Raw genomic sequence first — 23,110 nt, forward strand, 5'->3', positions numbered from 1 at the left:
GCCGTGTCACCATCGAGTCCCGCCATGGTGGTGAACTCTTCAGTGCGTGTGTAGTCTTGCCATTGCTCTTTCGCCTCGGCAATATCTTCCGGTTGGTAAGCGGTCATTAGACGTTGAACGTCTTCTGGCTTTGCTTGTCGTTCCAAATAATTCTGGAAGCCTTGAATAGAATTGGCCGTAAAGCTGGCACTGCCAGAGTCTAGGCGCGTTTGAGTATTCGAGAGGGCGTTCAAGTCCGATTGGCTTTGCAATGCACTTGCACCAAGAGACTTGGTGTTGCTGGCATTAATTGCAAAATCATGCGCAAACTGCTCAACCGACGTTCGGGTGTCTTTATTGTCCACCTGCGTGCCGGCACTGGTCACGGCATTGGCCCCTTCGGTGTATTGCTGCGTGGTTTGCTCAAGCTGCTGCTTTTGCTCGGCATTCATATTGCTGTAAGCCGTACGTTCATCATCAGACCATTTCACGCCGCCACTGGCGCCTAAATTGAATGGCGATGCCCCTTTACCGGTGCCTACGCCGCCCTCGAAGCCGCCATAGACACTTTGCAGGTAAGCTTTTGATTGGTCTTTCGTCCAACCCGTTTGTTGAATCACGCTGTCAACCGCCGTTTGCATGTCATTCATACCTTGGCTGACTTGAGTATTAAAGCCACTGGTATTGCCTTCACCGTAAGCCAGGTTTTTACTCACACTATCATGCCAGCGGTCGCTCAGCGCGGCGCCTCCTTGGAGGGTTTGACTCAGTTGGGTACTGGTTTGTTCAAGGTTTTGCTGCGTTTGGCTGCGGGCATTCGCCACACTCTCTTGCAGCATGCTTTGCGTGTTGGCGCTGATGTTGCCGCGACTGGTGGTTTGTGAGCTGTCGTAGGTGGTGCGCCCATCTCCGTGTTGTGTGGTCACCGAGCCGTCTGGGTTTTGGGTGTAGCTGTGACCTTGGTTGGCGAGGGTATTGGTATCAAACTTATTGGCATGGGTGTTGTTCATGCTGTGGTTGTCAATCTGCATACTGCCAAAATCCAGATTACCCGTGGACGCTGCAGCGCTCGCTCTGGCATTGGTCGAGTTAATCATGCTCGAGAGCTGGTAGTTCATGCTCGACATGACTTCTTGACCGCCTTTTAAAATGCCTTTGGCTATCATAGGGACGCCTATCATCAAGATACCCGTGATCCAGGCGAAGCGGCTGTGAAGCTCATCCGCGGCATTCGCGTTGGAAAGCACGAGCCCCCCGAACTTCCCCGAGACATCCGTAGACAGAGATTCCAGTCCCCAAAGCTGAAAGCCGTTGATGATGGCAAACAAGGCTGGCCACGTGGCCAAAAAGGCAAACGTCCCAAAATAGTTTTTTAACACCATCATGGTCAAGCCAGGAATGACCGCGGCACCTGCAACAAAGAAGCCTAGGCACGCGAACAACATAAACATCATGGTATGGAGCATCGGCAAGTATTCTCTTGCCATCAAACCTAATGACGCCCACATTGAGGTGGTTTGCAGTTTATTGGTGGTATAAGCGTAATTGAGCGCAGCTTGCGTTGGGTCAAGGCTATCAAGGTTGTAGCGTAGCTCGTTCATCAGCATGTTTTGTTTGATGGTGCTGGACGCGCTGGTACTCATTCTAAAAAATTTGTCGTAGCTGCGGGTGAGTGACTGCACCACTTGCGGCTTATAACGGTCCGCGTCTTTGCCAAGCAATTGATGCGCTAACAAGCTCATGTTTTTATTGGCGGCATCATCAAAGCGCTGCTTGATGATAGGGTAAGCTTCTTCACATCGCTTGTAGGTGCTTCGGCCGCCGCCTTCATCAAGATAAAGGGCGCGCAACGGGCTTTGCCTAACGCCGTCTAAAAAGGCAAAAATATCAGGGGCGGTAAAGAGTTCATCCCAGGTGTATTTCCCATTGATTCTCACATCCCCAATCATGCAGTTATGAAAGTAGTCTCGCCAGAGTTTTTGCAGCGCCAGCTCATTAATCCTGGATTGTCTTGAGAGCTGATACAGCTCAGAGCCAAACAACATCCCAGTACGACCATAACGCTCATCGTCGGAGGTGGTGAAAATGCCTTCCACACCTTCGGCCATCCCCACCATGATAGAAGAGAAAAAGTAAGTAGGCACGGCCACGAGGTAAGGGACATTATCCACCTTGTAAGCCTTACCCGGTTGCGTCTTATCAATGATGAGCATGTCGGCTTTCATGTTGATAAGAAACAGGGGTACGGCAAAGAACACCACCATCCATTTGATGAGGTCTTTGGGGTTACGTGACAGCATGAAGATAAACAAACTGGTGATAAGCCCCAGCATCATGCACATCTGTAAGTAATCCCCAAAGGTATTGGTTCTAAAAAAAGTGGCCAGCGCATTAAAGGCTTTGTTGACCACTTCGCCGGAAGTGTAAGTGTAATATTCGAGTATCATAGGTCAGTTCCCATAAGCCGGGGTAGGTTTGGTGGTCGTGCTGATTTCTTTTGTGCTTTGCTGCGTGGTCTTTCTTTGCGAGTCAATCAGTTGATTGCGGTTGTTGAGCGCCTCAATGGCGTTCTCAGCCAGCCCCGCGGTAAAGCGTTTGGCGTTATCGATATCACGAGTGATGAGGGCGATGTCATCCTTGCTGTTGTTGGTGTTGGCCAAGGATTGGCGGGCAACATTTAACATGCTCACGAGGTACTGATTAAGCAGCTCCACCGCTATCATTCGCGAGTAGTTGCTGGTATCGGGGGTTTGATTGGCGGATAAGTCGTCAATAAAGAACTTGAGTACCGGCGTTTGAATCAGCTCCAGAAAACCCTCTTGTTGACGCGTGAGTCTTTGGTCGGTGGCTATCTTTTGCAGTATCGATTCCAGTTGTTTGCGTATCTGGTTTTGTATGCCGTTAGTTTGACTTATGGATAAGTTATTGCGCTTGGTAATGGTAATGCACGCATCTGGGCCTGTTTTGCGACACTGATAAACGTCAGCCTTGCCCCCTTCGAGCAGCACGTTGACGAGGTTGTTGTTGTCGGTCAAAAGGCTAGGGTAATAACGCGGATTGCCGTCTTTGTCGTACACGTAAGAGCCTGACAAACTCATCATGAATTGCGCTAGATTTTTGTCGGAGGACAAAAAAGCGTTATTCATGATCGCAGACCAGACCACGTTGTGATTGGTTTGGGTCATGTCTTTCAGGGCTGGATCCTTTTTGGCGTCCTTTAGCTGACCCGCTGCTTTGCCTCCTGCGCCACATTCCTGCTGCCCTTGAACCCAATCCGAGAAGGCGTTGTTTTGTGTACCGAGCGTCGCGCAGACATGCTTTTTGGTGGCAGGAGCGGCAAAGGCGGCCAGTCCACCGATGGACGCTTGCGCGGCTTCACAAGAGTTCACCGATTGATTGAGATATTTGTCGGCAATGGCTTGCAGATTGTCAAGGTTTTGCTTGAGCTGCGGCGCCCAGGTTTGCAGGGCTAAATTGACAATAAAAGGAGGGGCATTATGAATGATTGCTTTCCCCGCTCTTACCAGTTGATCTGAGTTGATGTGTGAAAATCCCCCCATAAACATATCAATGCCAGTGCACCCGGTACTGATGGAGGGGACAGTGATGCTGACCAACTGTGCATCGACAATTTGATTACGCACAAACAAACTGCCACCGGTGTAGTAGTTGGCCGATTGCCCTTGGTAAGCCGTCGGGGTTGAGACGTTGGCGTTGTACCCTGAGTTATCAAAAAAGCGGGCCAGCGAGTGGTTGGTGTCGGCGTGACTTACGCCTGATAAGCTGATGAGAAATAAAGGAATAACTCGCTTATTCACCGCAACGGTGGACAAGTGGTGGAAAAGTGAGCGCTTCATTGGAGAGCCTCCTGCACTCGCGGATCGTTAAGGGCGTTCTGAATGCTTTGGGCAAGCGTGCTTTCTGGTACGTCTCCAATGCTCAGACGTGAGAACTTACGGCTGTTCACGTTCATTAAGAAGGTCGCAGGCATGACCGTTTTTCCCTGGCCTGGGAAAAAGGTTTTGCCTATCTCTGGTGTGACAGGAATAGGGACCTCAAACCCTGAAATACCCGGTCCATCGACCGAGAAGGCGTAAACCGGTAATTGAAATCGCTCGCCAAGGCGAGTGATTTTAGGCGCGGTCTTATGGCAGTACGGGCAGGTGCTTTCAAAAAAGAACACCAGGGCATATTGGTTTTGCATGGCCGCGTGGGCGCTGGCGGCATGAAGCAAAAAAGCCAGCATAAGGGTACGAAGAAATGGCATAGCGCCTCCTGACGTTTTAGGGTAAAAGAAGAGTGAACATCCTTTAAGAGAACGGTCTGGACGAAGTTGGGTGTGTTGTATCAAACGTTACAGACTTGCCATACTGGCTCTGTTTATGGCGTTTGGTGGTTTTATACGGATTGATTCGCTTTAAAAATCCGATTGCTCAAAGTCGGTGGCGACGTTGTAAAAGCGTCCAATTAAATCATTTTGGCTTATCCAGCCGTACGCCAATGGCTTCATCTCTCCAGTGCCGGGATGCACCAAAATCAAGGCGGGGGTGAAAGGCACCGAGACTTTGCCTTGGTTGTGGCGGTTTGCTTTGAGGTTAGTGATGAAGGTGTCATCATTACTGATGCCCAATAATTCAAAATGGTATTGGTCAGCAAACGCTTGAATGGATGGGGCGAGTTGCTGGCTGAGCGCATCTTTTCCTTCATAGATAAAGAAAAAGCCCCATCCGTCTTGCTTCATCTTTTCAACCGCTTCGGTTTTCTTCTTATCCTCTAGTGCTAAATACACCTGTCTTGCCGCTTGCTCGGTCGGATGGTCTTTGGTGTAAGAAAACTCAGGTCTTTCGAGCAGCAGGGCTTTGAAGGTCATGCCTAATTGGTCGGTTTGGTCCGTGATAAAATGATTCAACGCTAAAAATCTCGCTAACTTGTCTTTATCTTTAGGGTGAAGGACGGCATCGTTTTGCGCTTCGATATGCACCGAGTGAAACCAGGCCATTTGTTCGGTCGCCGATAACGTTTTAGGGCTTGAGACAGTCGTTTGAGTGTTATTTGGCAGTGGTTTGGGTTTGTCGGGCCTTGCTTTTGGTTCGTTGTACCATCGCCACCCTGGAGGAGGTTCCTGAGCAAGAGCGGGATGGAGGTGAGCAAGCAGCGTTAGGGTAATGACGTAAAGCCATGTTTTTTTCATCATCATAGGCCTTGGTTAAGTGCGGCAAAGCGATTAAGAGGTTACACACTTGGGTCTTTCGCGTAAGTGGCGCATCTGCTGTGGTGATGGATTGCGCAGCGTGAGTAAGTACTGAAGGTATTTATCGTGCAGCAAAGCGTGGTGTTTCGACCACATACCTTACTCACTACTAAAGTAGTGAGTCTGTTTCTCAATGTTTTCTATCAGCTCTCGATATTCATCCAGCCTTTTCGTGATGTCGGGATAGTGGTCTAGCTGTTTGATGTGTATCACATCACTTGGAATGAGGCGTAAAAGCGTCAAGGTGTTGAGTAAAAAATTTTGAAGGGGTTTGATAAGCATAACGATGTCCTTCTTGAGCATTGAGGTGTGTATGTCATGGTGTGCCGTTGGTATAGAGCCGCCTGTTATCCGCCCGTGGCACTTTGAAGTCGTTGCTTGATTTCATCAAAGTTGGGGAGGTTGGTGTTGGCACGCATTTCCGGGTAGAACTCTTTAAAATCAATGTATTCAAAATTGATTTGACCCAGTTCTTCGGGCGTAATGGCGGCGCAGGTGGGATTTTTAGCACTGCCTAACCGTTTACCCAGTTGCTGAAGAGACCCTTGCTCTTGGATGATTTTGGCCAGCTTGTTGTCGTAAACGCAGTAACTGCGCTTTTTACGGGTGCAGACACCCAGCACTTTCTTGGCGCAGTATTGCCCCACGTACAGGGTTAAGCCTTTCTCTTTGGCTTCCCCCAGCGCTTCTTCCGCTTCGCTGCATTTCGCTCCCAATCCTTGCCCCCATCCTGAGTCTTTACAACAATCGTTGAAGCCCGCGAGTTTCTTACTGCACTTCATCGGCTTTCCCGTGAATATTTTGGGTGGGTCGCCGATGTCTTTCACGGCTTCGGCAAGCCCTGCCAGTGCCGCAACGGACTTATCAAAATTGTTATTCAATTTGGGCGCCTCCTCGTAACACTCCCCGTCAAGACAGAAGGAGTGCTCCCCACATTGCAGATCAGTGGCTCGGCATGTCTTCTCAGCACAACGCTTTGTGACCTCTTGCTCGATGCACACCCCATTTTGCTTAAGGCTGCAATGTTGAGTTTGAGTCGTACAGTCTTTCGGGAGGTTTGCGCAGGTATTAGGGCGGTCACAATGATGGTCTATCCGATATTTCCAACAATTGAGCGTGGTGGGAATGCCATTAATGGTGCGGGTGGCTCGACCTTCAATACATTGCTGGCGAGTGATCTTGCACGAGTTCATCAGGCGGCATTGTGTTCGCCAGGTCATGGTGTTTTTGATGCAGTTCCCTCCGGATAAGGAGAATCCGTTTGAACAGCTCAAGGTGGCTTTTTTCGTTTGTGTGGTGGGTCGACAAATCTCGTAGCGTTTATCCCAGTGTTTGCTCGCTTGCCAGTTTAAGTTGATGGTATATTTTAAATCGCCAAGCGTGTAGCCTTGGTTGGGAGAGACTATCTTTCCATCCCAAAAATACGTGGTTTCTGATCCCGAAAAACCTCTTCTAGTCCCTGATTGCCTCACGTAATTGTAATTATTGTATCGGCATTGTGGGAGGGGGCGTTGGCAATCCCTCCCTTGTTGTGTCCAACCGGATGGACAGCGGTAGATCACCTTGCTGGTGACCACGGAGGCGACAGGGACTTTGTCACACGGGACCGGGTTGTGAGTCGGTCGGTGACATTGTTTTGTGATGTTATCGATGACGCATTGGGAGCCGCTCTCACAATCCACATAGGCATTTGAGAGACCATGAGTGATTTCAAAAGCATTCTCTTGGCCAAGTAAGGCAAAGCGCATCGCCGGGTCGTCTTTAACATCGGGTCGACCTTTATTGAAGTTCGCGTTGATGTCTTGAGCCAATCCATTGGTCACAAACTCTGTCCCTTTTTGTGCATTGATATCACCGTCTGACAGTCTTGACTCTTTTGGACTGCGGATCTCTTGTCGACACGTGGCGTCTTTGCAATAGTCATCGACATTGAGTGGCAGGGCATGAGGTGCTAGAGCTTGGCTTGCCGTTTGCTTCGCCCAATTGGCGCTCTCGGTAAAGGTTTGTTGTTCGCTGGCAAGAGCGAGAGTAGATAAAAAACTGAGCGTGAGCGCAGCCCAGAGGTCAATGCGCATAAGGAGCACCTCATCAAAAGTTGGGGTGAGAGAGGGTTATTGGGAATAGAGCGTGCGCAACAGTGGGTGAATGTTTTGCTGCGCATCCCCGGCCGCGAGGTAATCCAGAGCTTGGTAAAGTGAAATGTTGCCGTAAAGGATGTCGTAGTCACTGGCTTTGCAAGGCTGCTTAGGCAAGCAGCGGTTTTGTTTGACCGAAACAAAGGCCGGTACGTGGTGAATATCAAATTGCTTAAACCAATCGGGGCTGATGGAAAAGCCGCTTTGAATGGGCGCCTTATTGGGTGAGCGTATCAAGGCCTCGATTCGCTTGACCGTGGCCGGAAAACCTTCAGGTAAGACACCGCGTATCACCAGTGGCACGCCTAAGTGCTCACTTTGCATCAGAAGCTGTTTGAGCGCGGTCTTGGGCATGGTGAGTGACACAAACACCATTACCCCTTTTGGGGCTTGGTCAGGGTTGCGCGTGGGCTTTTGTCGCCCCAATAAGGGGGACAGGCTCTCCTCTTTTATCAAATCTTGAACATTGCGGCTGAGAGTCAGCGCTTCTTCTCGATAAGCCTGGGCTTTATTTTGTATGTCGTCCGTAGGCCACGTCTTCGCCGCCTCCGGTTGTTGAGTCATTTTTTGCTCAAGCTTGGCAAAAGCTTTGAGCTCTTGCTCAGTGTAAGCTTGGGCGGGTAACGCGATAAAAAAACACAGAAAAACAAGAGAGCGCCTAAAGGTGCTCTCAAAAGATGGAATGGTCATAGTAACCTCTTCATTATGGCCGCTGAAAGGGTGGGTAGAGGGTGTGAGCGTTTTGGAAGCTGATTGACAGCACCTTACGAGCATTGAGATCGCGACAAAACGAGAAGCAAAACTGCGAGAGCGGGAAACAGCAGTAAATGTGCTTGTTGTTGGCGAGCTCTGTTTTTAAAAAATCGGTAAGGGAGTCAGGGTGACTGGCAATAAATAGGTCCGTTTCATTTTTGTGGGGAAGAATGGGCATCATCGCGTCACCTTATAAAAAGACACAGTTGCGCTTTCGCCATTGTACAAAACCAAAGTTATCCCCTGTCACCGGGTTGTCATGGCCGGCTTCCCAGAGTGTGGTTGTCGTGGTGTACGGGTGACACCAGGCGGCATCGGGAATAGGCCCCGACATTTGATACCGATAACGAGATTTTGGCAAAATAGGATCGGGATATTGATAACAAATCGCGCCATCTTCGCCGCGCGTCTCCCAGATGATCCCTTGCCGGTGCAGTTTGTAGTTCAGCTTTTCCATCAAGAGTGTCGCCGCCTGGATGGGCGTGTCTCGATAGTTGGTGGTGCCGGTGAGCGGATAGGCACTGCCCTGTGAGCCTAAACACCAAAATAACGCATCAATAGGTAAGGCAGTATTAGTGGAGGTCAACAGGGCTTCGGGCACGCAAGCAAGCTGCGCCACCAGGTTACCAAACAGTAACGCTTCGGGATTGAGAATGAGGGATAACTCATCGTCGTCCCAAAGTGGGTCAATTTCCGTCATGTAGGCCACATCAAAAACGTCCGTGGCCATGCAGGCGGTGGATTGCATCAGTTGCAGCCAATAAATGACGGGGTACTTATACCAATGGGCGTGATAAAAGCCTCCGTCACTGCTGTCACTCTCACGGGCGGTCACGCGCCCACCGATACGCTGAGTGTTAGCGCCGGACATTTGCACGCCCATGTTCACCATACAGTAAGGGACGCGCGTGATATCGGTTAAGGCATAAGGCTCCCAATAGCCAATGTTGATGCCTATTTGCACAAAGATAGGCGGCGGTTTAGGGCAATAAGAGATAGGCAGTGTGGGATTGGGCGTATCGGGGTACTTAGAGGGCATGACGGTGGCTGAGCCTATCGTCATCGGAAACAAGCAATCCCAACAAATATCGGTCATGGGGTTAATAAAACGGCTTTTACACGCCGCACTGGCTGCTAGGGTTGATGGGGCAATAAAAACCAATAGGCAGCACAACAGTAAACGAAAGTGTCGTTGTGTCATGGGGTGTCCTTTTTCCACGCCGAGCGTGGTACTCCTTTTGTCTCGACAAGAGGCTTCGCCCCATTATCGCCGCCAAAAGCGAGCTTGGTTAAGAGAAAAAAGCGTCATACTGGAAGCATGATCAAGGGAGGTGCGCACTTCCAATGCGATGTCATTGTTATTGCTCTATCGCCAAGGGGTGCAAACCCGATACGTTCACCTCATCGATGCGCCAGCGCGTGCCTTCTTGGTAGGCAATGGCCGGGACATGGGTGATATTGAGCTTTTCGGTTAAAAAACCTTGCTGCGCGAAATACATTCTCGCCTCGAGTAAGGTCGCCATTTGGTTTGGGCTGCCCCCCGTCAGTACCCACTTGATTGGCTTGGCGTTTTGATACTCGCTGGCAAAACGTCGTTGGCGCGCGTCTCTGGCATCAAAAAAGACCAACACCTTACTGAGCTCAAATTGAGGAAGGACCTCTTGCCCGTCTACCTTCGGCCAAGTGCGGCTATCAAAGGGGTTCACTCTGGTGCCCGCTTTGGCAATCACGGCCCCTGTGGTGGGGGCGATGATGTCTTTAGGGAGAGTGATGCTTGGGTCAACGTAAAAGGTGCGGGGATCGGTTGTGGGGGTTAAACCTGCCACCGGCGGCGGGTTTTCAATGCTTTGCCGAGCGCGCTCCGTGAACTCGTTTTGCATGTCCGCTAATTGACCACTGGCCTCAAACCCTTTCAGTCTTTGGTCAATCCACTCCAGCATGTCAATCTCACCGATGGGGAAGATAGGGGCCACTTGGCCCAAGTTCTTTCCAGCGGCATTTGTTGTTGCCAGTCCAGCGACCAAAAGAAAAAGGGGGGATTTAAGCGCTCGCCCCAATGGCTTGATTAAAGGCGTCAATGTCTTTGCCATAAAAGTGCCTGGAGGTTTGCTCGATGGCGTGCTCCAGTGAGTGACCTTGTTGATAAAGATTTTCACAATACTCAAACTCCTTAGGCTCGGTTGAGAACATGGCGCGTTTCAGCGGAGAGGCGAAAAAGCGGTGATAGGTGACATGGCCACCCGCTTTGATGCGCGCGCTGCTGTATCCTGCTTCAACAGACGGGGCGAAGCTTTTAATGATGCGCTGCTCAAACGGTGAGAAGGCATCCGGGTTTTGGAGCAGATACTTATCAAACCCTTCCCCTTGACGAAGAATGATGTGAATGTCTGAGTTGTTGTAGCAGGCTTTGGCTTCCTCGTTGCTAAAGAAATCTTCAATCCCTTGAGTCACCGTACAAAAAGCGCCGCCGAACTTACGGGCGGTGCGATAACCGGTGTTGATGAACTCCCTCGCTTGCTCGTTTGCCCCAGAGAGGAGGCTCCAGGCCTCTTCAATGATGCACAGCTTTGGGGTAGAGCGAGATCCAGCCAGGTACATCTGCTGGTTAATCGACACCATGAGAGCAAAAATCACGGGTCTGAGCACAGCAGGCGGGAACCCATCGAGTTCAAGCGTGGTGATTTCCACATTGGGGTCGAGCATGGATGGCTTGTTGAACACGTCTTTGTACATGCCATCTGTGCAGAACTTTTTCAGTTGCACCGCTATGTCTTTAATGCGTCGGTCACTTTCTTCTCCAGCAATCTCAATCAAGGCATCTCTGACATCATCCACCAAGACTTGATGACCTTTACGCTCCCATGCCGTCACTATCGCATCGCCTAAGACGCTTTGTTGAAACGCCGTCAGTGGTACGTAGGGTGACGCGATGGTGGCAAACAACGCCGTGATATTATCGAGCGCTTCCATCATGGGATCGACAGGTCTGCCGTCATCATCCACAAACTCAAACTCAGCACTTTGCATGGCGCCTAAATGCGTGAACGGGTTTAAGAATATGTTGGCGTGGGTCATGTAGGTCCCCCCAAGGCTCAGGGTCAGCTTTTTATAGCTGGCTCCTTTATCGAGGATCCACACTTTACCGCCCATGGCGTAAACCGTTTCAGCGATTTCTTGGACTAGGAAGCTTTTCCCTGCGCCTGAGCCTCCCGTCAGGGCGATGTTTTGGTTATCACTGCCGCAGGTGAAAGGGTTAAAGAACGAAATTTGTTGGCGCATAGTGGGCAGCAATACGCCACCTTTTAACTGACAAAAATCCATGATGAGCGGAAAGAAATTCACCAGGTTAGAGCTCTTTAAGGTACGAACGCGCCCCGCTTTTTTACAATCGCCCCATAATCCTTCACTCATCATAAAAGGCAACGTGGAGAGCAGCGCTTGTGGCTGATTCATTTTCAGTGGAATGATGTCAAGGCCAGCATGGCTAAATGACTCCTTCGCCGCTTGGGTGTCTTTTTTCTGGTGGGTTTTATCGGTCATCAGCGAGACCGTGAGCACCATAGATGCAATGGTGAACTCTTTAGACAACAACCCTTTTTGCAAGGCTTTGCGCTCTTTGAGTTCATCTTCAGCCATGGGCGCGAGTATCGCCATTTGGCTGTTCACCGTCTTGGTTAAGTCTTTTATCTTGTTATCGTTATCCGCATTTTGCTTACCGGTTGGCTCATTGCGAAAACTCAAGGTAACGCGATGAGGGCAAGTGATGTTACGCGACACATTACGGATTGAAGAAAAGGCTTCTGGTAAGGCGTACAAGCGATAATCACCAGGCAATCGAGAAAGCCCTAAATGAACAAGGCGTGTGCGTACCTCTTCCCCTTGGTCATTGGTATGACGGGTGGCGATATGACCGCGATGGGTTAACGCTTCGGTATCGGGAGATAACGCTTGCAGGTTCAAAGGTTCTAATGGGTTGTAGCTTTTTTCATTGGGTCTGTCTTGGCGTTTATCAAAGTTTAAGGTATCACCGACGCTGGTCAACAGTCCCTCAGGCGTGACGGGCAGTAAATCAAAACCAAGCTGCGCCAGCCCCGTTTCTAGCGTCATTCTCGCATCAAGCAGCTCTTGTGGGTCTTTTTCCGTGGTGGAGACAAAAAAGAATGCGTCGTAGTCGCGCAAATCAAAGCGATTGTTTTTTTGCCTATGTAGAAACCCGTGTTGCGCCGCGTAGTGGGCGTAAATGGCGTCATCGTTGGCCATTTTCTGACAGATACCGCCCCGCTGACTGAGAAGGGCTTGGTTCCCTTCGAGATAGTGCGCCACTCGGTTGTGACCAAAAAGCTGCACTTGATAATCCCATTTATCCCCTGCGGGTAAATCCCCCATAAGGTGGCTTAACGACTGAATTAAATCGTCGTTAGCGCCCCCAAGGAGACTGATTTTAAAACCAAAACCGCGAGAGTGAGTATTGTCGAACACCTGCTCAATGGGATCGTAGTCTCGATACGGCAGTTCATGGTGAAGGTGGTTTTGGGCTTGCTTGGCCTCTTGAAATAAGGCGGATAAGCCACTGCGTGAGGAGGAAAACATGGGGGATCCCTTTTTCTATTTTAATGTTAGGGGGCGTGACACAATCTTGGAACGCTTGATGGATTACCCCCTCATTGAGAGAAGGCTGAGACTGAATGTCGCGCGCCCATGATAAAAATGATGTTTAATCTTCGTTTCTTTTTTTCCTAATCAATCTTTCCAAATCGCGCGCGCAGGGCGCCCAGACCAACGGCTATCGTCTAAGACAAAGTAGACATCCATCGTATCGATGTAGTGATTGTCTTTGTCTATGAAAGGGAAGATGGTGAGTTTTTTAACGTTTTCTTGGCTTCGCTCAGGCTCCCCATCTCGGCTACGCCTTGGCAGTAAGGTAAAGACAGAAGGTGGGGCGAGACGAGATTGAGGAGAGACGGTGGCGTTGCCACTGTCTCCGGTATAACCGTATAGGTTGTTTCGAACCTCGTTCATGGTGACGCAACCTGAAACGCCGCCGACCTTATCGCAACTGTATTCACTCTCAAAGCCCGCGCTGCAACCGGTCAGACCTAAGAGGATCGATAGTGAGAACAAAGAATGCCTATTCATGGTTATTCCTCACGCCCAAAGCCCACGTCGCTTAACCCTTGTTGGGTTATTTTTTGCGCTAATGGATTGATGGGGGCAGTTTGAGTGGTTTGTGGAAGAGAGGGAGCGTTGGTGATGACATCCAAGAGCTGGTTGCTGTTGGAGACTTGCTCACGCTGCTCATTCATGCGTGTTTCGTATTCATCGGCCAATAGGGGATCTAATGGAAAGCCTTCCAAAAAGACAATATTGACGATGGCACCAGGATTGACTTCCACTATCGGATGATAGAGCTCGGCCAGTTTGATGTAGTAGTCCGCCAATTTGCTGCCAACGCTTTCCGTGGCGCCGCCAAGCAGATTCAACCCAATTTTATCGCTGTTGATGCTTTGACTTGGTCCGAGCGCCGTCGGTGTCGTGGTTTGTGCCAGGGCTTTACCCGCATCACCGACACCTTGCAAGATCCCCGCAATGCCGGCCATTTGAACGATTTTACCGTTTTTCATGATGGTGGTACCGCGAATACCATTGCGCCCAAAGTTAAACACGGTCGCATTGACGGGGATATCGAGAATATCGCCATTAGGGTGGATGCAGCTCATTCTATTGGTGCGAGCGACGCCGCGACTGGATGAGATTTCGCCGTAAACGGCACCGGTGATCGTGCAATTCTTTAATTTGGATTGCTCACCGTTGGGTAAGACCCCCTGATTGACTGTCTGAAAGACAATCGGTGAGGTATCCCCTTGTCCAGAGACGCCCCCATTAGCGTCTGCGCCGCCGGTGATCACGGCGGTCACAAAGGTGCCTGTTGGCACGTAGTTATCGGTCGTGCGACGGGATTGGCTCTCCTCTACACTGGCTTGCCAGTGAAATTCAAAACTATCAAAGGCATCCCCGCTAAAGGCCACATCATCTTGCTCTTGGTACTGGAACTCATTCACCTTGGCGGTATCTATGTTGCTATTAATGGCCGGTCTTGGGGGCAGTTTGTATTGGCCAAAGGTGCTTCCCTGATGGATCTCTACGCTATGTTGATTCGAAGGATCGCCTGCATTGAGGGCTGAGGCTAATTGCGTCTCAAGTTGGACCTTGAGCGCGTCAACTTCATCGAGCTTTTGTTGCATCTGCTGCTCAAGCTCCGTCAATTGCGATGCTTTATCACGCTCATTGGCTTTTTTAATATTCTCCAACTCAGAGGTTAAGCTTTGTCCAAAGCGACTTAAGGTGCCTTCAAACCGCGCTAAGCTTTGCTCGATTTGGTTGATTTTATCTTGTTGAAACGTCAGGGCGGACTGGTTGTCTTTGTCGGTAAAATCATCGGTGACGACAGCACCAAATCCGACGTCTTGAATGTCCTTGCTTTGCTCTTGGGGAGGCAATGTTAACCGCCAAACAGCAAAAGCCAGGGCGGCAAGCACCAGCAATACCGTGAACGTAATGGTGCGATTGCGCTTTCTTGTTACGGCATTGACCGTGCCACCGTCTTCAAAGTCACCGTCGGTATCTTTGAAGACGCGTTTTTTAAAGCGGTCAAAGGCGTCTTTGGGTTTATCGATCATGGGTGGCGCCTCCTCCGGTAATGAGATAGAGCGTGGTGGTTTGCCCAGGTTTTAACTGATAGGTATCGAGCGCGGCTGAGCGTGCGGAATAGCTGTAGAACTGTGCGGTGGTCAGTGTCATGTCACTGCGGCTTTGATTTTTTAGTTGATAAACCACCCCAGAGTAATCACGACCAACGAAGACCGTTTGAGGGATGATGGCCAGTGACGCTGCATCTTTGGGTAAGGTTTTGGGGTCAACGTCGTGACGTTTAAAGCCGGCGATGGGGGCGCCATCATGAACAAAACGCATCATGGCTTTGGTGAGCGCTGTCATGGCGGCGGGGTAATCCGCCGCCTGCTCAGTCGGGCTTTGCTGCTCTTTATAGTTTTGCGACCAAACAAACTCCGTGACCAAAGATGGGGTGGCTTTGGGGGTAATAAACAGCGCAAACAATCGCCCTTTTTCTGTCGTCAGGTGCGCGGTAAACGGTAAGGGAAGGTTAATTTTTAAGGTGATAGAGCCGGAAGCGTCTTTTTGGTTGCCCGTTGAGGTGCAAAATCCTTTCGGGCAGACGATCGAAATAATACGGTCATTTTTGACCAGCAAACGGTTCACGTTAATGGAAGAGAGTGACAAGGGGATCGTGTCACCTTCGTCAAACTCATAGCTCACCATGGCGGCATTTTCAGCCAGAGCAAAAGAGGGGATGAAAAATACCACCCAAAGCGCGATGGACAAAAAATAAGGGTGCCATTGCGGCGATGGGGTGAATGATTGCTCATAAAGATTCATCGGTGTCGACCTCGACTTCTTCAATGGAGAGTAAACCTATGACGCCTTGGTCATAGCTAAAGTTGACTTGATACCACTTCATCTCCGGCTCTAGGGCGCGTTGGCCTACGTGCTTTTGGAGTTTCCCATAGAGTTGCACTTGGAGCGTGTTGAGAGAAATACGGACAGACTCGACAGAAAATTGGCTGCTGATGTTGTCTTTTTTAATTACCGTGGCTTCTCGAAGCAGCTTAGGTTGAACGATGTGCCAGCTTGTCTCGTCTAAATATTCAAGTAACTGGCCAAACTGACGTCCAACGCTGGCTGGCGTAATGTTGAGTTTCAAGTAGAGAAGATAATCCGCCATTTGCTCAAGATAAGGCTCATCGACTGTGCCATCCGACACCGTAAAGGCTTGAGAGAGGGTCGGTGGGATTAGGGTGCGGCTCTGATGGGTAAGGGCTCGATAACTGGTGTAACCCAACACCAGGTTAGTGATAAGCATGAAAAGAAAGCCTGCACTCAAAAAAAGATTGAGGAGGCTTTTGACGGCCAGCTTATCCCGTTTAACAAACGGATCCATGATGAAGAGTCTCCTTAGAAAATCCAGTAACGACGACAGGCTGAGGGGGTACGCTTAAAGAGGGTGGGACTGACAAAAGAAGCCCCCCACCAATAGAGTGACAGGGTCACGATGTTGTCACCGTATTGCGCTTTGATGTAACGCAATCCCCCAAACCAAGCCAGCGATAACGTCAGCCCTATCATTTCGTGTTTAAGCCAGAATGAGAGGCCAAAAATGCAGAGGGCAGGAATGAGTTCATCAACAGGGAAACCGAGCCAGCGGCGACCTTTGTTCATGTGTTTTGGGATAGAGAAAAACTGATGAGGGTCTTCCATTGTGACTCCTTAGCCTAAACCGACGAGTGGCGCTCCAACATTCCACAAGACTGAGCCACCAATAAATCCGCCAACGGCTGCAAACCAGTTACGGCTCATCAGTCCAGTGACGACCGCCCCCGCAAGCCCTGTGCCTAGCATGGCGGTTTCAACCGCAGAGCCTTTGCCCGCCGTGTCTTTCATGGCTTGTTTACCTGAAGCGAAGATATCGGCAGCCAGAGCAGGCTGAGTGATAAGAAGTGTCGAAACAGCAACGCCAAGCCCGACAAGGAGGGTGCGCTGGGTGCGTGTTTTCATAATAAGTATCCTTATTGAGTGATAAAATTATCAAGTACATGGTCAGGATGGAGGGAAAGGGGGCTCCCTCCCACATCCTTAAGAAAACATCGAAGATTTCGCGTACTTCAAACCACGATTACGGCTCACATGTTGCTTCCAATTTTGAGCGCTAATGATGGTGTTCTTAAGCTTCCGATAACGTTTTTTACAAGCATTATTTGAGGTTGGGAGAGTGAGACGATTAACTGACTGAGCTTGTTTTTGAACCGCGACCAAATGAACGCCCTTCCAATAGAAAGGAAATGCAAGGTGCCCAGTAAAAGGCAACAAAGCGGCAAACGCCATGTGTTCACGCCCAACCGTTCCCAGTTCTTTGACGCTGACAAAATCACCTTGTTTAACAAAGTGGCCTAATAAACTCGCGGCCTCATCTTCACGACAATATCCGTAGATAATTTGCATCGTTCACACTCCTTGTTAGGACATTGTTTTGTTCTTTTAAAAAACAAAACGATGGGCTCTCTTTCAAGAGCCGTGCTACAAACTGGCTTGAGCATTCTTGTAGTAGAAGGCGCACATCCAAAGGATGTGGTGTCTGGTATTCCCAAGTAACTCTATTTCACCACTCAACCAGCGTGCTTAATTGAGTAGAAAAACAGCCTTGGACGTCGCCCCAGAGAGGGCTCCTGAATTTGTTAGGCATATTACGCAGGCCTGCGCCCCTCTGCGGCGCTTTTTGCAATAGTGAAGGCAGCCCACCTTCGAGGCCATCTGAGGTAATAATCCCAGACGGCAATCTCATTCGTTACAGCGACCAATTAGGAAAACGTTTGAGGTGATCTTCTAATCGAAGTTTCCCTTCGCGCTTTTTGGCCCGCTCTGCTCTTTTCGCCGAGAGCGTTAACGTTTTATTCGCCTTTGATGAGAGATTAAAAGCGATACCGACTTCCTTGTTCTCAACCCTACATTCTGATTTAAAATTCATACAAAAGTCTTCCTAAATAGAAAAAACCGAAACGCTCTCGTTTAGACCGAAACATCAATGAGTCATGTAATCGCTCACTGGCGTCTAATTTTGTTGAGTTTGTGACTTACTTATCATTTTTTGAATTTAACATAATCTAAATAATACGCACCAAATTAAGGTGCTGATTTTAAAGAAAATAAATGGGTGTTTAATGTTGGCGCTATTGTTATTATACATAATTAATATATTAATTATTTTAATTTCACTCCCTCAATGTGCTATAAATTTTTCTAAGGTTATTTGTTATCTTTTTGTTATTTATCGGTTTTTTATCCGTGCGTATTATTTAGATTATGTAAAGGGAAAAATCCCAAGGCACACTTAGCGTTTGAAATATCAGGCGACGACACGCTATACTTACCTGAGGTCTATAAGGTTAAAACACACGACATTGCTTACTCCTGTAGTGTCCAATGTCGTGTGTTTTTTCTAGGATTTAGAGTGTGTTAGAGGTGGTACTCTGACTATATAGCACTCGCAAAAAAGCCGACTTTCCAAGAGTAGTCGGCTTTTTTGTGTCTAAAAAACCGGCATTTGATTTCTTTTCCCGGTTGAGATAGGTTGAAATTTCACCGTTTGGACGGCCAATCCAAACACCCCAAAAACCTCTTGGACTTCAAAATATGACGCATTTGACTCAGCCTTGGCTTGGGCTAACGCTCAGGAGAATCCACTTTCTGCCTAACACCGCCTTTTTTGTCCCTCAGGATGAAGCGAGGTGTGTTTTAAACGTGGACGGTGAGTCTTATGAAAACGTTTAGCTCCTCCCCTCCCCCGTTCGATAAATCGAGTTACGATGCGCAGTATCGCCGTAAGCGTAAGGATCGGAAACTGGATTTGATTGAATTGTATCAACGTGTCGTTGAAGAAGAGAACGCGCGGAACCCTAAGACGCCTTTTGAGATCGGATTCAAGTCTCGCCGGTTGCTTCGAAGCGGTAAGGTAGAAACCCTACCGCCAGAATACGCGCGGATCTTAAAAGGGTGTGAAGAATTTATTACCAACCCCAATCGTTTCCCGTCACTTAATGCATGGGGCGGTGAAGCGGTGAATAATGTGCAGTGTCGCACCTTAATTGCGAAAGTATTAGCGTGCACTCTGCCGAACACAGACCTCATTGGAGGGCGCATCGGTTTGCCCACCGAAGCGGGATTGAAAACCATCAGCTACGACCAGCTTCAAGAAGATTATGCGTTGCGCTTTGGAGAGTTTATTTCGCCGAAGTCCTTTGCTAAAGCGGTGAAGTATCTAAAGCGTGCCAGCTATTTTCACAGTGAGCGGATCAATGTGTGTGTCGACCAAGACGAAGGGACGATACGCAGTGCACCCGCGTACAAACAGTTTACACCTCGCTTCTTTAATGACTTAAAAGTCGTGCGTTACACCAACATTAGCGAATTGATCCTCGCAACACGGGAACGCCAGACAAAGAAAGGACTGAGCTTTCAGTGGCTCTCTTTCCGTAAGATCGCGTCAGGGATACAAGAGATCTTCAATGCGTCAACGTTAAACACCTATGCGCAATCAACCTCAGCCTTCTTTAGTGAGTATCAACCGGACTTGGCCCCTAATTAAAGGGATATTTTTGTCTCCGCGAAAGCGGAGGGATCAGCACGTCTGAACCTTATCCTACCCTGCTTTATCTCTCATTTTTCTTGTTTCTCCCAACAGGTTATTCAGGGTTATCTTGCGCACGCAGTCTCATTCGGAAGGGATTTCTCTATTCACGGTTTTTTATAAGAAAGGCCGTGCAAGAAAGGAAGGATAAAAAAGACCGCTATAATGGCCATCAATAAGGGGCTGCGCTTATGAACACTACGTATAAAAATAAATAATTAAATCAATAGAAAAATAAATACTTAAGGACAAGCAAAAAAAAACGGCGCGGCAACCTTCTTTTGTCATACGACAGGGACCTTCTTCGATTAAACGCTGAGTCAGGTGGCTCCCTTTCATCATCTCCTTACTTAACGTCCACCTTCATCCGGATGGTATGGCTTAGCAGGGCGAGGGTTTTTAGTGCTGTCAATATTGCAGCCTAAAAAGAGCAGTATGGCGCTGTGAGAGGCTTTCTTCTTAATTTCATTAAATGGTCACGGTTCTTATTCAGCCGCTTAAGCTTGCTGCTTTACAAAATGAATGGCCCCTTGAATACTAAGATTAGCGTTTCGATTTATCAGCGTCAGAGGGTAATTCAAACTCAGGGAGCATAAATTAGTATTACTTCGAGGTGTTTCTCTTCTTACGCTGTTAGCCTAGAAAAACACATGGGTTACTAGAAGAGAAAAGGACGGATATGACACTTCCTATTTTTCACTCAAACAACGGAAGGTGGAGTGTCGGTGGGTGTGGCTCAGTATGTTCCAGAACTAAATGCGGCGGTCGGTTACTTGCAAAACAACCGTAACATGAACATGAAAATCGCAATTTCAGTTAAACCACAGAACCCTACAGTGCATTTGGTGATTGGCCACAAGAGTAATGTAGAGAAAGAATATCCATCGCAAGCCTAACTGTATCGGATCTCACAGACCTTTGTACTACTCATCTAATGAACAGTTAGGAGCGTTATATGTTGTTGTCTTGGTTTAGCGACGACTACCCATCGGCCTTATTGTTATCATATTCAGGTACTAATTGAGTGAGGGGAATGATCGCCTCACCCAACTTTCATTGTGACAACGTCACAAAAAGACCGAAAGACTACGGTTATTACCTTCCTTGAAGCCCTTATATAACGTTCTGGTCAGAGTTTTATAAAATATTCAACGTTTTACTGCCCACTTTTAAATCGACTCTCTTTATACCCAAGCGATAAAGGCAAGAGAGTACGTCATTTTGAAAAACATTGTATTGACTACGATTTAGAAGTAATAAAAATTCTTCTAACAAGTATCGTTTTTGAGCAAGCTGATAAAAATCACTTATCCTTTGCTTTACATCCAAGTCAATAACAGCGACTTCCAGGCGAGATTGATTCTTCTCAAATAAAAAACTAATCGGCCATTTTGACACAGAAAACCTCCATTATGTGTGAATTATAAAAACAGTCGTTACCGCTCGAAGGGAAAATTAGAGCAACATTTCTTCTTTAATTCCTACTTTGATTAATGCCGCCTTCTCAATCGCTGTTAGTTCTGAAAGCTCACTAACGAAATCACAATCCTTGAACCGAACGTCGGTCGCTTCACCCAACTTTTCACTCAATGCCGTCATCAAGCCTTCTACTAGGCCACTGAAACGCATGGCAGTCGAGATTAAAACATTGTCACCTTGCGCCAGATATGACGACGGAACTTGTTCAGCAACCAACCTAAAAACGCCTCGTAAACGCTGACCAAAAGCACCTTCCAATTGCGTTAATGTCGCTTTCAGGTCACTTTTCGACATTTGATCCAAAGCTGAACTCATTAAATCCCCATCAAAACGAGCATGAGCATTCGCATCAAGCGCGCCTTCAGTTTTTTTGCCGTTTTTTCATGCCATTGCAAGGCCGATGTATCAATAAAACCTTGTAAACCTTGCATAGTGGCGCTTACATTTGGACGTTTGTGTGAAAGTGAGTCCACAATTAATCCTAGATGCCCTGAATAATTTTTCTCTTGTTTAGGGACAGTAGAAAGCGCCAATTCACGAACTAGACTCAGATCCCCCTTTATTCAAGGCGATATTCTGAATAAATTTAAATGAAATATTGCCTTCGCTTAGCGCATCTTGTAGCTTATTTATTGTTTCACTAGATAATAATGGTGTTAAATTCGCTGTTACTCGTGTAGACAAGTAACTCACCGAATCCAGTGCTGTTTTCTTACTATTATCCTTAGCTGAACTACCTCTAATACCTAGATCATTATCAATTTCAGAACTAACAGCAATCGTCCTGACAGGATGCTCGCTCGAGCTTTGTTTCTGTGTTTCCGGCTCAAAATAAGAACTAATAGCCTCTTTAAGTCCACCAACTTGAGCAGTTAATTTTCGGTCATTGAATAGGTTTCAGCGACAATGGCGAGTTTAGTTTGAGCAGACCACTGCTCTGATGAAGTGTTGCTCTTTGGCACGGTGGCTCCTGAACTTCTGAGTTGCGGGCGCCAATAATACAGGGTCGCAGTGCTAATTCCTTCCTCTTCGGACACTTCTTTAACTGACATCGAATAGGGAGGCAGCAGCTTCTTCAATATCGCTTCTTTTCTTTCTACTGAGATACGAGACACAATTACTCTTTATCGCCCAAACTGGTTAAATTTTAACAGTGACAACTACCCTGCCAGATAGGGATATTGTGAACCCAGATTTAGACAAAAGAACAGCTCCCGATTGGGAGCCGTTCCCCTTTCAAAAATGATAATGTGCTTTCACACTATCATTCTCCTTTAGCAGCTTTATTATCTTTGGTGCTTGTCTCTTCAGCCTTATGCTCTAATACATCACAGTTTTTATTGATAGTGATGGACTTAGGCTTCATAGCTTCAGGTATCTCTTTCACCAGAGTAATAGTTAACAATCCGTTAGAAAGATCTGCATCCGTAACTTCAACATAATCAGCTAAGTTGAACTTACGTTCGAATGTACGATTGGCGATACCCTGATACAGATATTTATTTTCTTTATCAGCACATTTTTGCCCACGTACACTTAGCACGCTCTTTTCTACTTGAATATCAAGCTCTTCCTGAGTAAATCCGGCTACGGCCAGGGTGATGGCATAGCGATTCTCTTTTAGAACTTCAATGTTATATGGTGGGTAACCGTTGATAGCAGTTTCACTGGTCATGGCATGATCAATTAATGATGCTAGACGGTCAAACCCAACACTACTACGGTATAGTGGAGATAGGTCAATTGAGCTCATAATATATCCTCCATAAGAAGCAATACAAAATAAAAACAAGAGTGATGAAAAGGCCTCTTGATAAGACAACCTTTTCAAGGTTTTTTATAGTGTTTACGAACAATTATTTCAATAGTTTTTATATAGCAATTTCTCATTGAATTAGTTTTTTTATATGAAATTGTTATATCCTATCTATAATGACGAGACAAAAATAGTTCATAATTAGACGGTCTCTCTACTCTCTGATGGGCAATATTCCACGATATGAATTACGCGGGTGGCATGGGGTCGAGATCGGTTGGTTGAGTTAGAAATGAAAAAAAGGCAGACTTTCAGTCTGCCTTTTTTGAGTCACAAGAGATTACTATCAAATCAAATGGAAGGTGATTTATGAATGTGACTCTATGCTTATGTGCGGGTTATGTTTGAAAAATCAATAGCCATGTGATGATTTATTTAACGTAATGGTACTTAGTGTGAACCCAAATTTAGACACAAGAACAGCTCCCTATTAGGAGCTGTTC

Annotated in this window: 25 protein-coding genes; 2 read left to right on the top strand and 23 right to left on the bottom strand. The window is 47.7% G+C overall.

What is annotated here, in order from left to right; genetic code table 11:
- The 18 genes from traG to AB6C75_RS18810 all read right to left on the bottom strand — a co-directional run.
- On the bottom strand, nt 1-2,426 hold a 2,426-nt coding region (gene traG / locus AB6C75_RS18725), incomplete at its 3' end, for a conjugal transfer mating-pair stabilization protein TraG (RefSeq protein ID WP_372108648.1).
- A 3-nt stretch (nt 2,427-2,429) separates the two neighbouring features.
- The gene (locus tag AB6C75_RS18730) at nt 2,430-3,836 is read right to left on the bottom strand and encodes a conjugal transfer protein TraH (RefSeq protein ID WP_372108650.1); all 1,407 of its coding nucleotides are present in this window, start codon (nt 3,834-3,836) and stop codon (nt 2,430-2,432) included.
- On the bottom strand, nt 3,833-4,246 hold the full coding sequence (gene trbB, locus AB6C75_RS18735; protein WP_371708738.1) for a type-F conjugative transfer system pilin assembly thiol-disulfide isomerase TrbB: 414 nt from the start codon (nt 4,244-4,246) through the stop codon (nt 3,833-3,835). The genes AB6C75_RS18730 and trbB overlap by 4 nt, the downstream gene beginning before the upstream one ends.
- Nucleotides 4,247-4,396: 150 nt before the next feature.
- Nucleotides 4,397-5,176: a type-F conjugative transfer system pilin assembly protein TraF gene (gene traF, locus AB6C75_RS18740; protein ID WP_372108653.1), complete on the bottom strand. Its 780-nt coding sequence runs from the start codon at nt 5,174-5,176 to the stop codon at nt 4,397-4,399.
- A 153-nt stretch (nt 5,177-5,329) separates the two neighbouring features.
- Nucleotides 5,330-5,512, bottom strand: coding sequence for a hypothetical protein (locus AB6C75_RS18745; RefSeq protein ID WP_017096425.1), 183 nt, complete (start codon nt 5,510-5,512; stop codon nt 5,330-5,332).
- 65 nt (nt 5,513-5,577) lie between these two features.
- Nucleotides 5,578-7,305: a type-F conjugative transfer system mating-pair stabilization protein TraN gene (gene traN, locus AB6C75_RS18750; protein WP_372108655.1), complete on the bottom strand. Its 1,728-nt coding sequence runs from the start codon at nt 7,303-7,305 to the stop codon at nt 5,578-5,580.
- Nucleotides 7,306-7,341: 36 nt separating this feature from the next.
- The gene (gene trbC, locus AB6C75_RS18755; protein ID WP_372108657.1) at nt 7,342-8,055 is read right to left on the bottom strand and encodes a type-F conjugative transfer system pilin assembly protein TrbC; all 714 of its coding nucleotides are present in this window, start codon (nt 8,053-8,055) and stop codon (nt 7,342-7,344) included.
- 253 nt (nt 8,056-8,308) lie between these two features.
- Nucleotides 8,309-9,319 (bottom strand): conjugal transfer pilus assembly protein TraU, encoded by a 1,011-nt coding sequence (gene traU / locus AB6C75_RS18760; RefSeq protein ID WP_017099757.1) that lies wholly within the window; start codon nt 9,317-9,319, stop codon nt 8,309-8,311.
- Nucleotides 9,320-9,476: 157 nt separating this feature from the next.
- A complete protein-coding gene (traW, locus tag AB6C75_RS18765; RefSeq protein ID WP_371708938.1) occupies nt 9,477-10,208 on the bottom strand; it encodes a type-F conjugative transfer system protein TraW in 732 nt (243 codons plus the stop codon).
- Nucleotides 10,159-12,708: a type IV secretion system protein TraC gene (gene traC / locus AB6C75_RS18770; protein ID WP_372108660.1), complete on the bottom strand. Its 2,550-nt coding sequence runs from the start codon at nt 12,706-12,708 to the stop codon at nt 10,159-10,161. Before traC ends, traW begins: the two co-directional genes overlap by 50 nt.
- Before the next feature lie 150 nt (nt 12,709-12,858).
- Complete coding sequence (gene traV / locus AB6C75_RS18775; RefSeq protein ID WP_372108662.1) at nt 12,859-13,254, bottom strand: type IV conjugative transfer system lipoprotein TraV; 396 nt, start codon at nt 13,252-13,254, stop codon at nt 12,859-12,861.
- A 2-nt stretch (nt 13,255-13,256) separates the two neighbouring features.
- The gene (locus tag AB6C75_RS18780; RefSeq protein WP_372108664.1) at nt 13,257-14,795 is read right to left on the bottom strand and encodes a TrbI/VirB10 family protein; all 1,539 of its coding nucleotides are present in this window, start codon (nt 14,793-14,795) and stop codon (nt 13,257-13,259) included.
- Nucleotides 14,785-15,570: a type-F conjugative transfer system secretin TraK gene (gene traK, locus AB6C75_RS18785; protein WP_182795665.1), complete on the bottom strand. Its 786-nt coding sequence runs from the start codon at nt 15,568-15,570 to the stop codon at nt 14,785-14,787. The genes AB6C75_RS18780 and traK overlap by 11 nt, the downstream gene beginning before the upstream one ends.
- Nucleotides 15,557-16,132 (bottom strand): type IV conjugative transfer system protein TraE, encoded by a 576-nt coding sequence (gene traE, locus AB6C75_RS18790; RefSeq protein ID WP_048666333.1) that lies wholly within the window; start codon nt 16,130-16,132, stop codon nt 15,557-15,559. Before traE ends, traK begins: the two co-directional genes overlap by 14 nt.
- Nucleotides 16,133-16,146: 14 nt before the next feature.
- Complete coding sequence (traL, locus tag AB6C75_RS18795) at nt 16,147-16,449, bottom strand: type IV conjugative transfer system protein TraL (RefSeq protein WP_048660447.1); 303 nt, start codon at nt 16,447-16,449, stop codon at nt 16,147-16,149.
- Between the two features lie 9 nt (nt 16,450-16,458).
- The gene (traA, locus tag AB6C75_RS18800) at nt 16,459-16,746 is read right to left on the bottom strand and encodes a type IV conjugative transfer system pilin TraA (RefSeq protein WP_048661539.1); all 288 of its coding nucleotides are present in this window, start codon (nt 16,744-16,746) and stop codon (nt 16,459-16,461) included.
- 78 nt (nt 16,747-16,824) lie between these two features.
- Nucleotides 16,825-17,190: a hypothetical protein gene (locus AB6C75_RS18805; RefSeq protein WP_108167668.1), complete on the bottom strand. Its 366-nt coding sequence runs from the start codon at nt 17,188-17,190 to the stop codon at nt 16,825-16,827.
- Nucleotides 17,191-17,533: 343 nt separating this feature from the next.
- On the bottom strand, nt 17,534-17,713 hold the full coding sequence (locus AB6C75_RS18810) for a TraY domain-containing protein (protein WP_017097351.1): 180 nt from the start codon (nt 17,711-17,713) through the stop codon (nt 17,534-17,536).
- Between the two features lie 789 nt (nt 17,714-18,502).
- Here AB6C75_RS18810 and AB6C75_RS18815 point away from each other — a divergent pair.
- Nucleotides 18,503-19,330 carry a hypothetical protein gene (locus AB6C75_RS18815; RefSeq protein WP_372108668.1) on the top strand — a complete coding sequence of 276 codons (828 nt, stop codon included), beginning with the start codon at nt 18,503-18,505 and terminating at the stop codon, nt 19,328-19,330.
- Between the two features lie 761 nt (nt 19,331-20,091).
- Complete coding sequence (locus AB6C75_RS18820) at nt 20,092-20,268, top strand: hypothetical protein (protein WP_157936399.1); 177 nt, start codon at nt 20,092-20,094, stop codon at nt 20,266-20,268.
- A gap of 241 nt (nt 20,269-20,509) precedes the next feature.
- Here the strand turns inward: AB6C75_RS18820 and AB6C75_RS18825 are convergent, their stop codons facing one another.
- The 5 genes from AB6C75_RS18825 to AB6C75_RS18845 all read right to left on the bottom strand — a co-directional run bounded on the left by AB6C75_RS18825 (nt 20,510) and on the right by AB6C75_RS18845 (nt 22,604).
- A complete protein-coding gene (locus tag AB6C75_RS18825) occupies nt 20,510-20,770 on the bottom strand; it encodes a hypothetical protein (protein WP_017098102.1) in 261 nt (86 codons plus the stop codon).
- Nucleotides 20,771-20,827: 57 nt separating this feature from the next.
- Nucleotides 20,828-21,166, bottom strand: coding sequence for a hypothetical protein (locus AB6C75_RS18830; protein WP_017098101.1), 339 nt, complete (start codon nt 21,164-21,166; stop codon nt 20,828-20,830).
- Nucleotides 21,166-21,324: a hypothetical protein gene (locus AB6C75_RS18835; protein ID WP_017098100.1), complete on the bottom strand. Its 159-nt coding sequence runs from the start codon at nt 21,322-21,324 to the stop codon at nt 21,166-21,168. The genes AB6C75_RS18830 and AB6C75_RS18835 overlap by 1 nt, the downstream gene beginning before the upstream one ends.
- Nucleotides 21,325-21,723: 399 nt before the next feature.
- Complete coding sequence (locus AB6C75_RS18840; protein WP_032499864.1) at nt 21,724-21,966, bottom strand: transposase; 243 nt, start codon at nt 21,964-21,966, stop codon at nt 21,724-21,726.
- A gap of 149 nt (nt 21,967-22,115) precedes the next feature.
- Nucleotides 22,116-22,604: an Hsp20 family protein gene (locus tag AB6C75_RS18845; protein ID WP_017098606.1), complete on the bottom strand. Its 489-nt coding sequence runs from the start codon at nt 22,602-22,604 to the stop codon at nt 22,116-22,118.
- Nucleotides 22,605-23,110: the final 506 nt, after the last annotated feature.

It is taken from the genome of Vibrio sp. 10N.237.312.B06 (assembly GCF_041464685.1).
GTDB lineage: Bacteria > Pseudomonadota > Gammaproteobacteria > Enterobacterales > Vibrionaceae > Vibrio > Vibrio tasmaniensis_A.

Bases quoted from the DNA above. Each gene is read 5' to 3' on its own strand.
- AB6C75_RS18780 (WP_372108664.1), bottom strand. From the start codon at position 14,795: ATGATCGATAAACCCAAAGACGCCTTTGACCGCTTTAAAAAACGCGTC.
- traU (WP_017099757.1), bottom strand. From the start codon at position 9,319: ATGACACAACGACACTTTCGTTTACTGTTGTGCTGCCTATTGGTTTTT.
- traW (WP_371708938.1), bottom strand. From the start codon at position 10,208: ATGGCAAAGACATTGACGCCTTTAATCAAGCCATTGGGGCGAGCGCTT.
- traK (WP_182795665.1), bottom strand. From the start codon at position 15,570: ATGAATCTTTATGAGCAATCATTCACCCCATCGCCGCAATGGCACCCT.
- trbB (WP_371708738.1), bottom strand. From the start codon at position 4,246: ATGCCATTTCTTCGTACCCTTATGCTGGCTTTTTTGCTTCATGCCGCC.
- traV (WP_372108662.1), bottom strand. From the start codon at position 13,254: ATGAATAGGCATTCTTTGTTCTCACTATCGATCCTCTTAGGTCTGACC.
- traL (WP_048660447.1), bottom strand. From the start codon at position 16,449: ATGGAAGACCCTCATCAGTTTTTCTCTATCCCAAAACACATGAACAAA.
- AB6C75_RS18830 (WP_017098101.1), bottom strand. From the start codon at position 21,166: ATGAGTTCAGCTTTGGATCAAATGTCGAAAAGTGACCTGAAAGCGACA.
- traF (WP_372108653.1), bottom strand. From the start codon at position 5,176: ATGATGATGAAAAAAACATGGCTTTACGTCATTACCCTAACGCTGCTT.
- AB6C75_RS18845 (WP_017098606.1), bottom strand. From the start codon at position 22,604: ATGAGCTCAATTGACCTATCTCCACTATACCGTAGTAGTGTTGGGTTT.
- traC (WP_372108660.1), bottom strand. From the start codon at position 12,708: ATGTTTTCCTCCTCACGCAGTGGCTTATCCGCCTTATTTCAAGAGGCC.
- traA (WP_048661539.1), bottom strand. From the start codon at position 16,746: ATGAAAACACGCACCCAGCGCACCCTCCTTGTCGGGCTTGGCGTTGCT.
- AB6C75_RS18810 (WP_017097351.1), bottom strand. From the start codon at position 17,713: ATGAATTTTAAATCAGAATGTAGGGTTGAGAACAAGGAAGTCGGTATC.
- traE (WP_048666333.1), bottom strand. From the start codon at position 16,132: ATGGATCCGTTTGTTAAACGGGATAAGCTGGCCGTCAAAAGCCTCCTC.
- traN (WP_372108655.1), bottom strand. From the start codon at position 7,305: ATGCGCATTGACCTCTGGGCTGCGCTCACGCTCAGTTTTTTATCTACT.
- AB6C75_RS18745 (WP_017096425.1), bottom strand. From the start codon at position 5,512: ATGCTTATCAAACCCCTTCAAAATTTTTTACTCAACACCTTGACGCTT.
- AB6C75_RS18815 (WP_372108668.1), top strand. From the start codon at position 18,503: ATGAAAACGTTTAGCTCCTCCCCTCCCCCGTTCGATAAATCGAGTTAC.
- trbC (WP_372108657.1), bottom strand. From the start codon at position 8,055: ATGACCATTCCATCTTTTGAGAGCACCTTTAGGCGCTCTCTTGTTTTT.
- AB6C75_RS18805 (WP_108167668.1), bottom strand. From the start codon at position 17,190: ATGCAAATTATCTACGGATATTGTCGTGAAGATGAGGCCGCGAGTTTA.
- AB6C75_RS18730 (WP_372108650.1), bottom strand. From the start codon at position 3,836: ATGAAGCGCTCACTTTTCCACCACTTGTCCACCGTTGCGGTGAATAAG.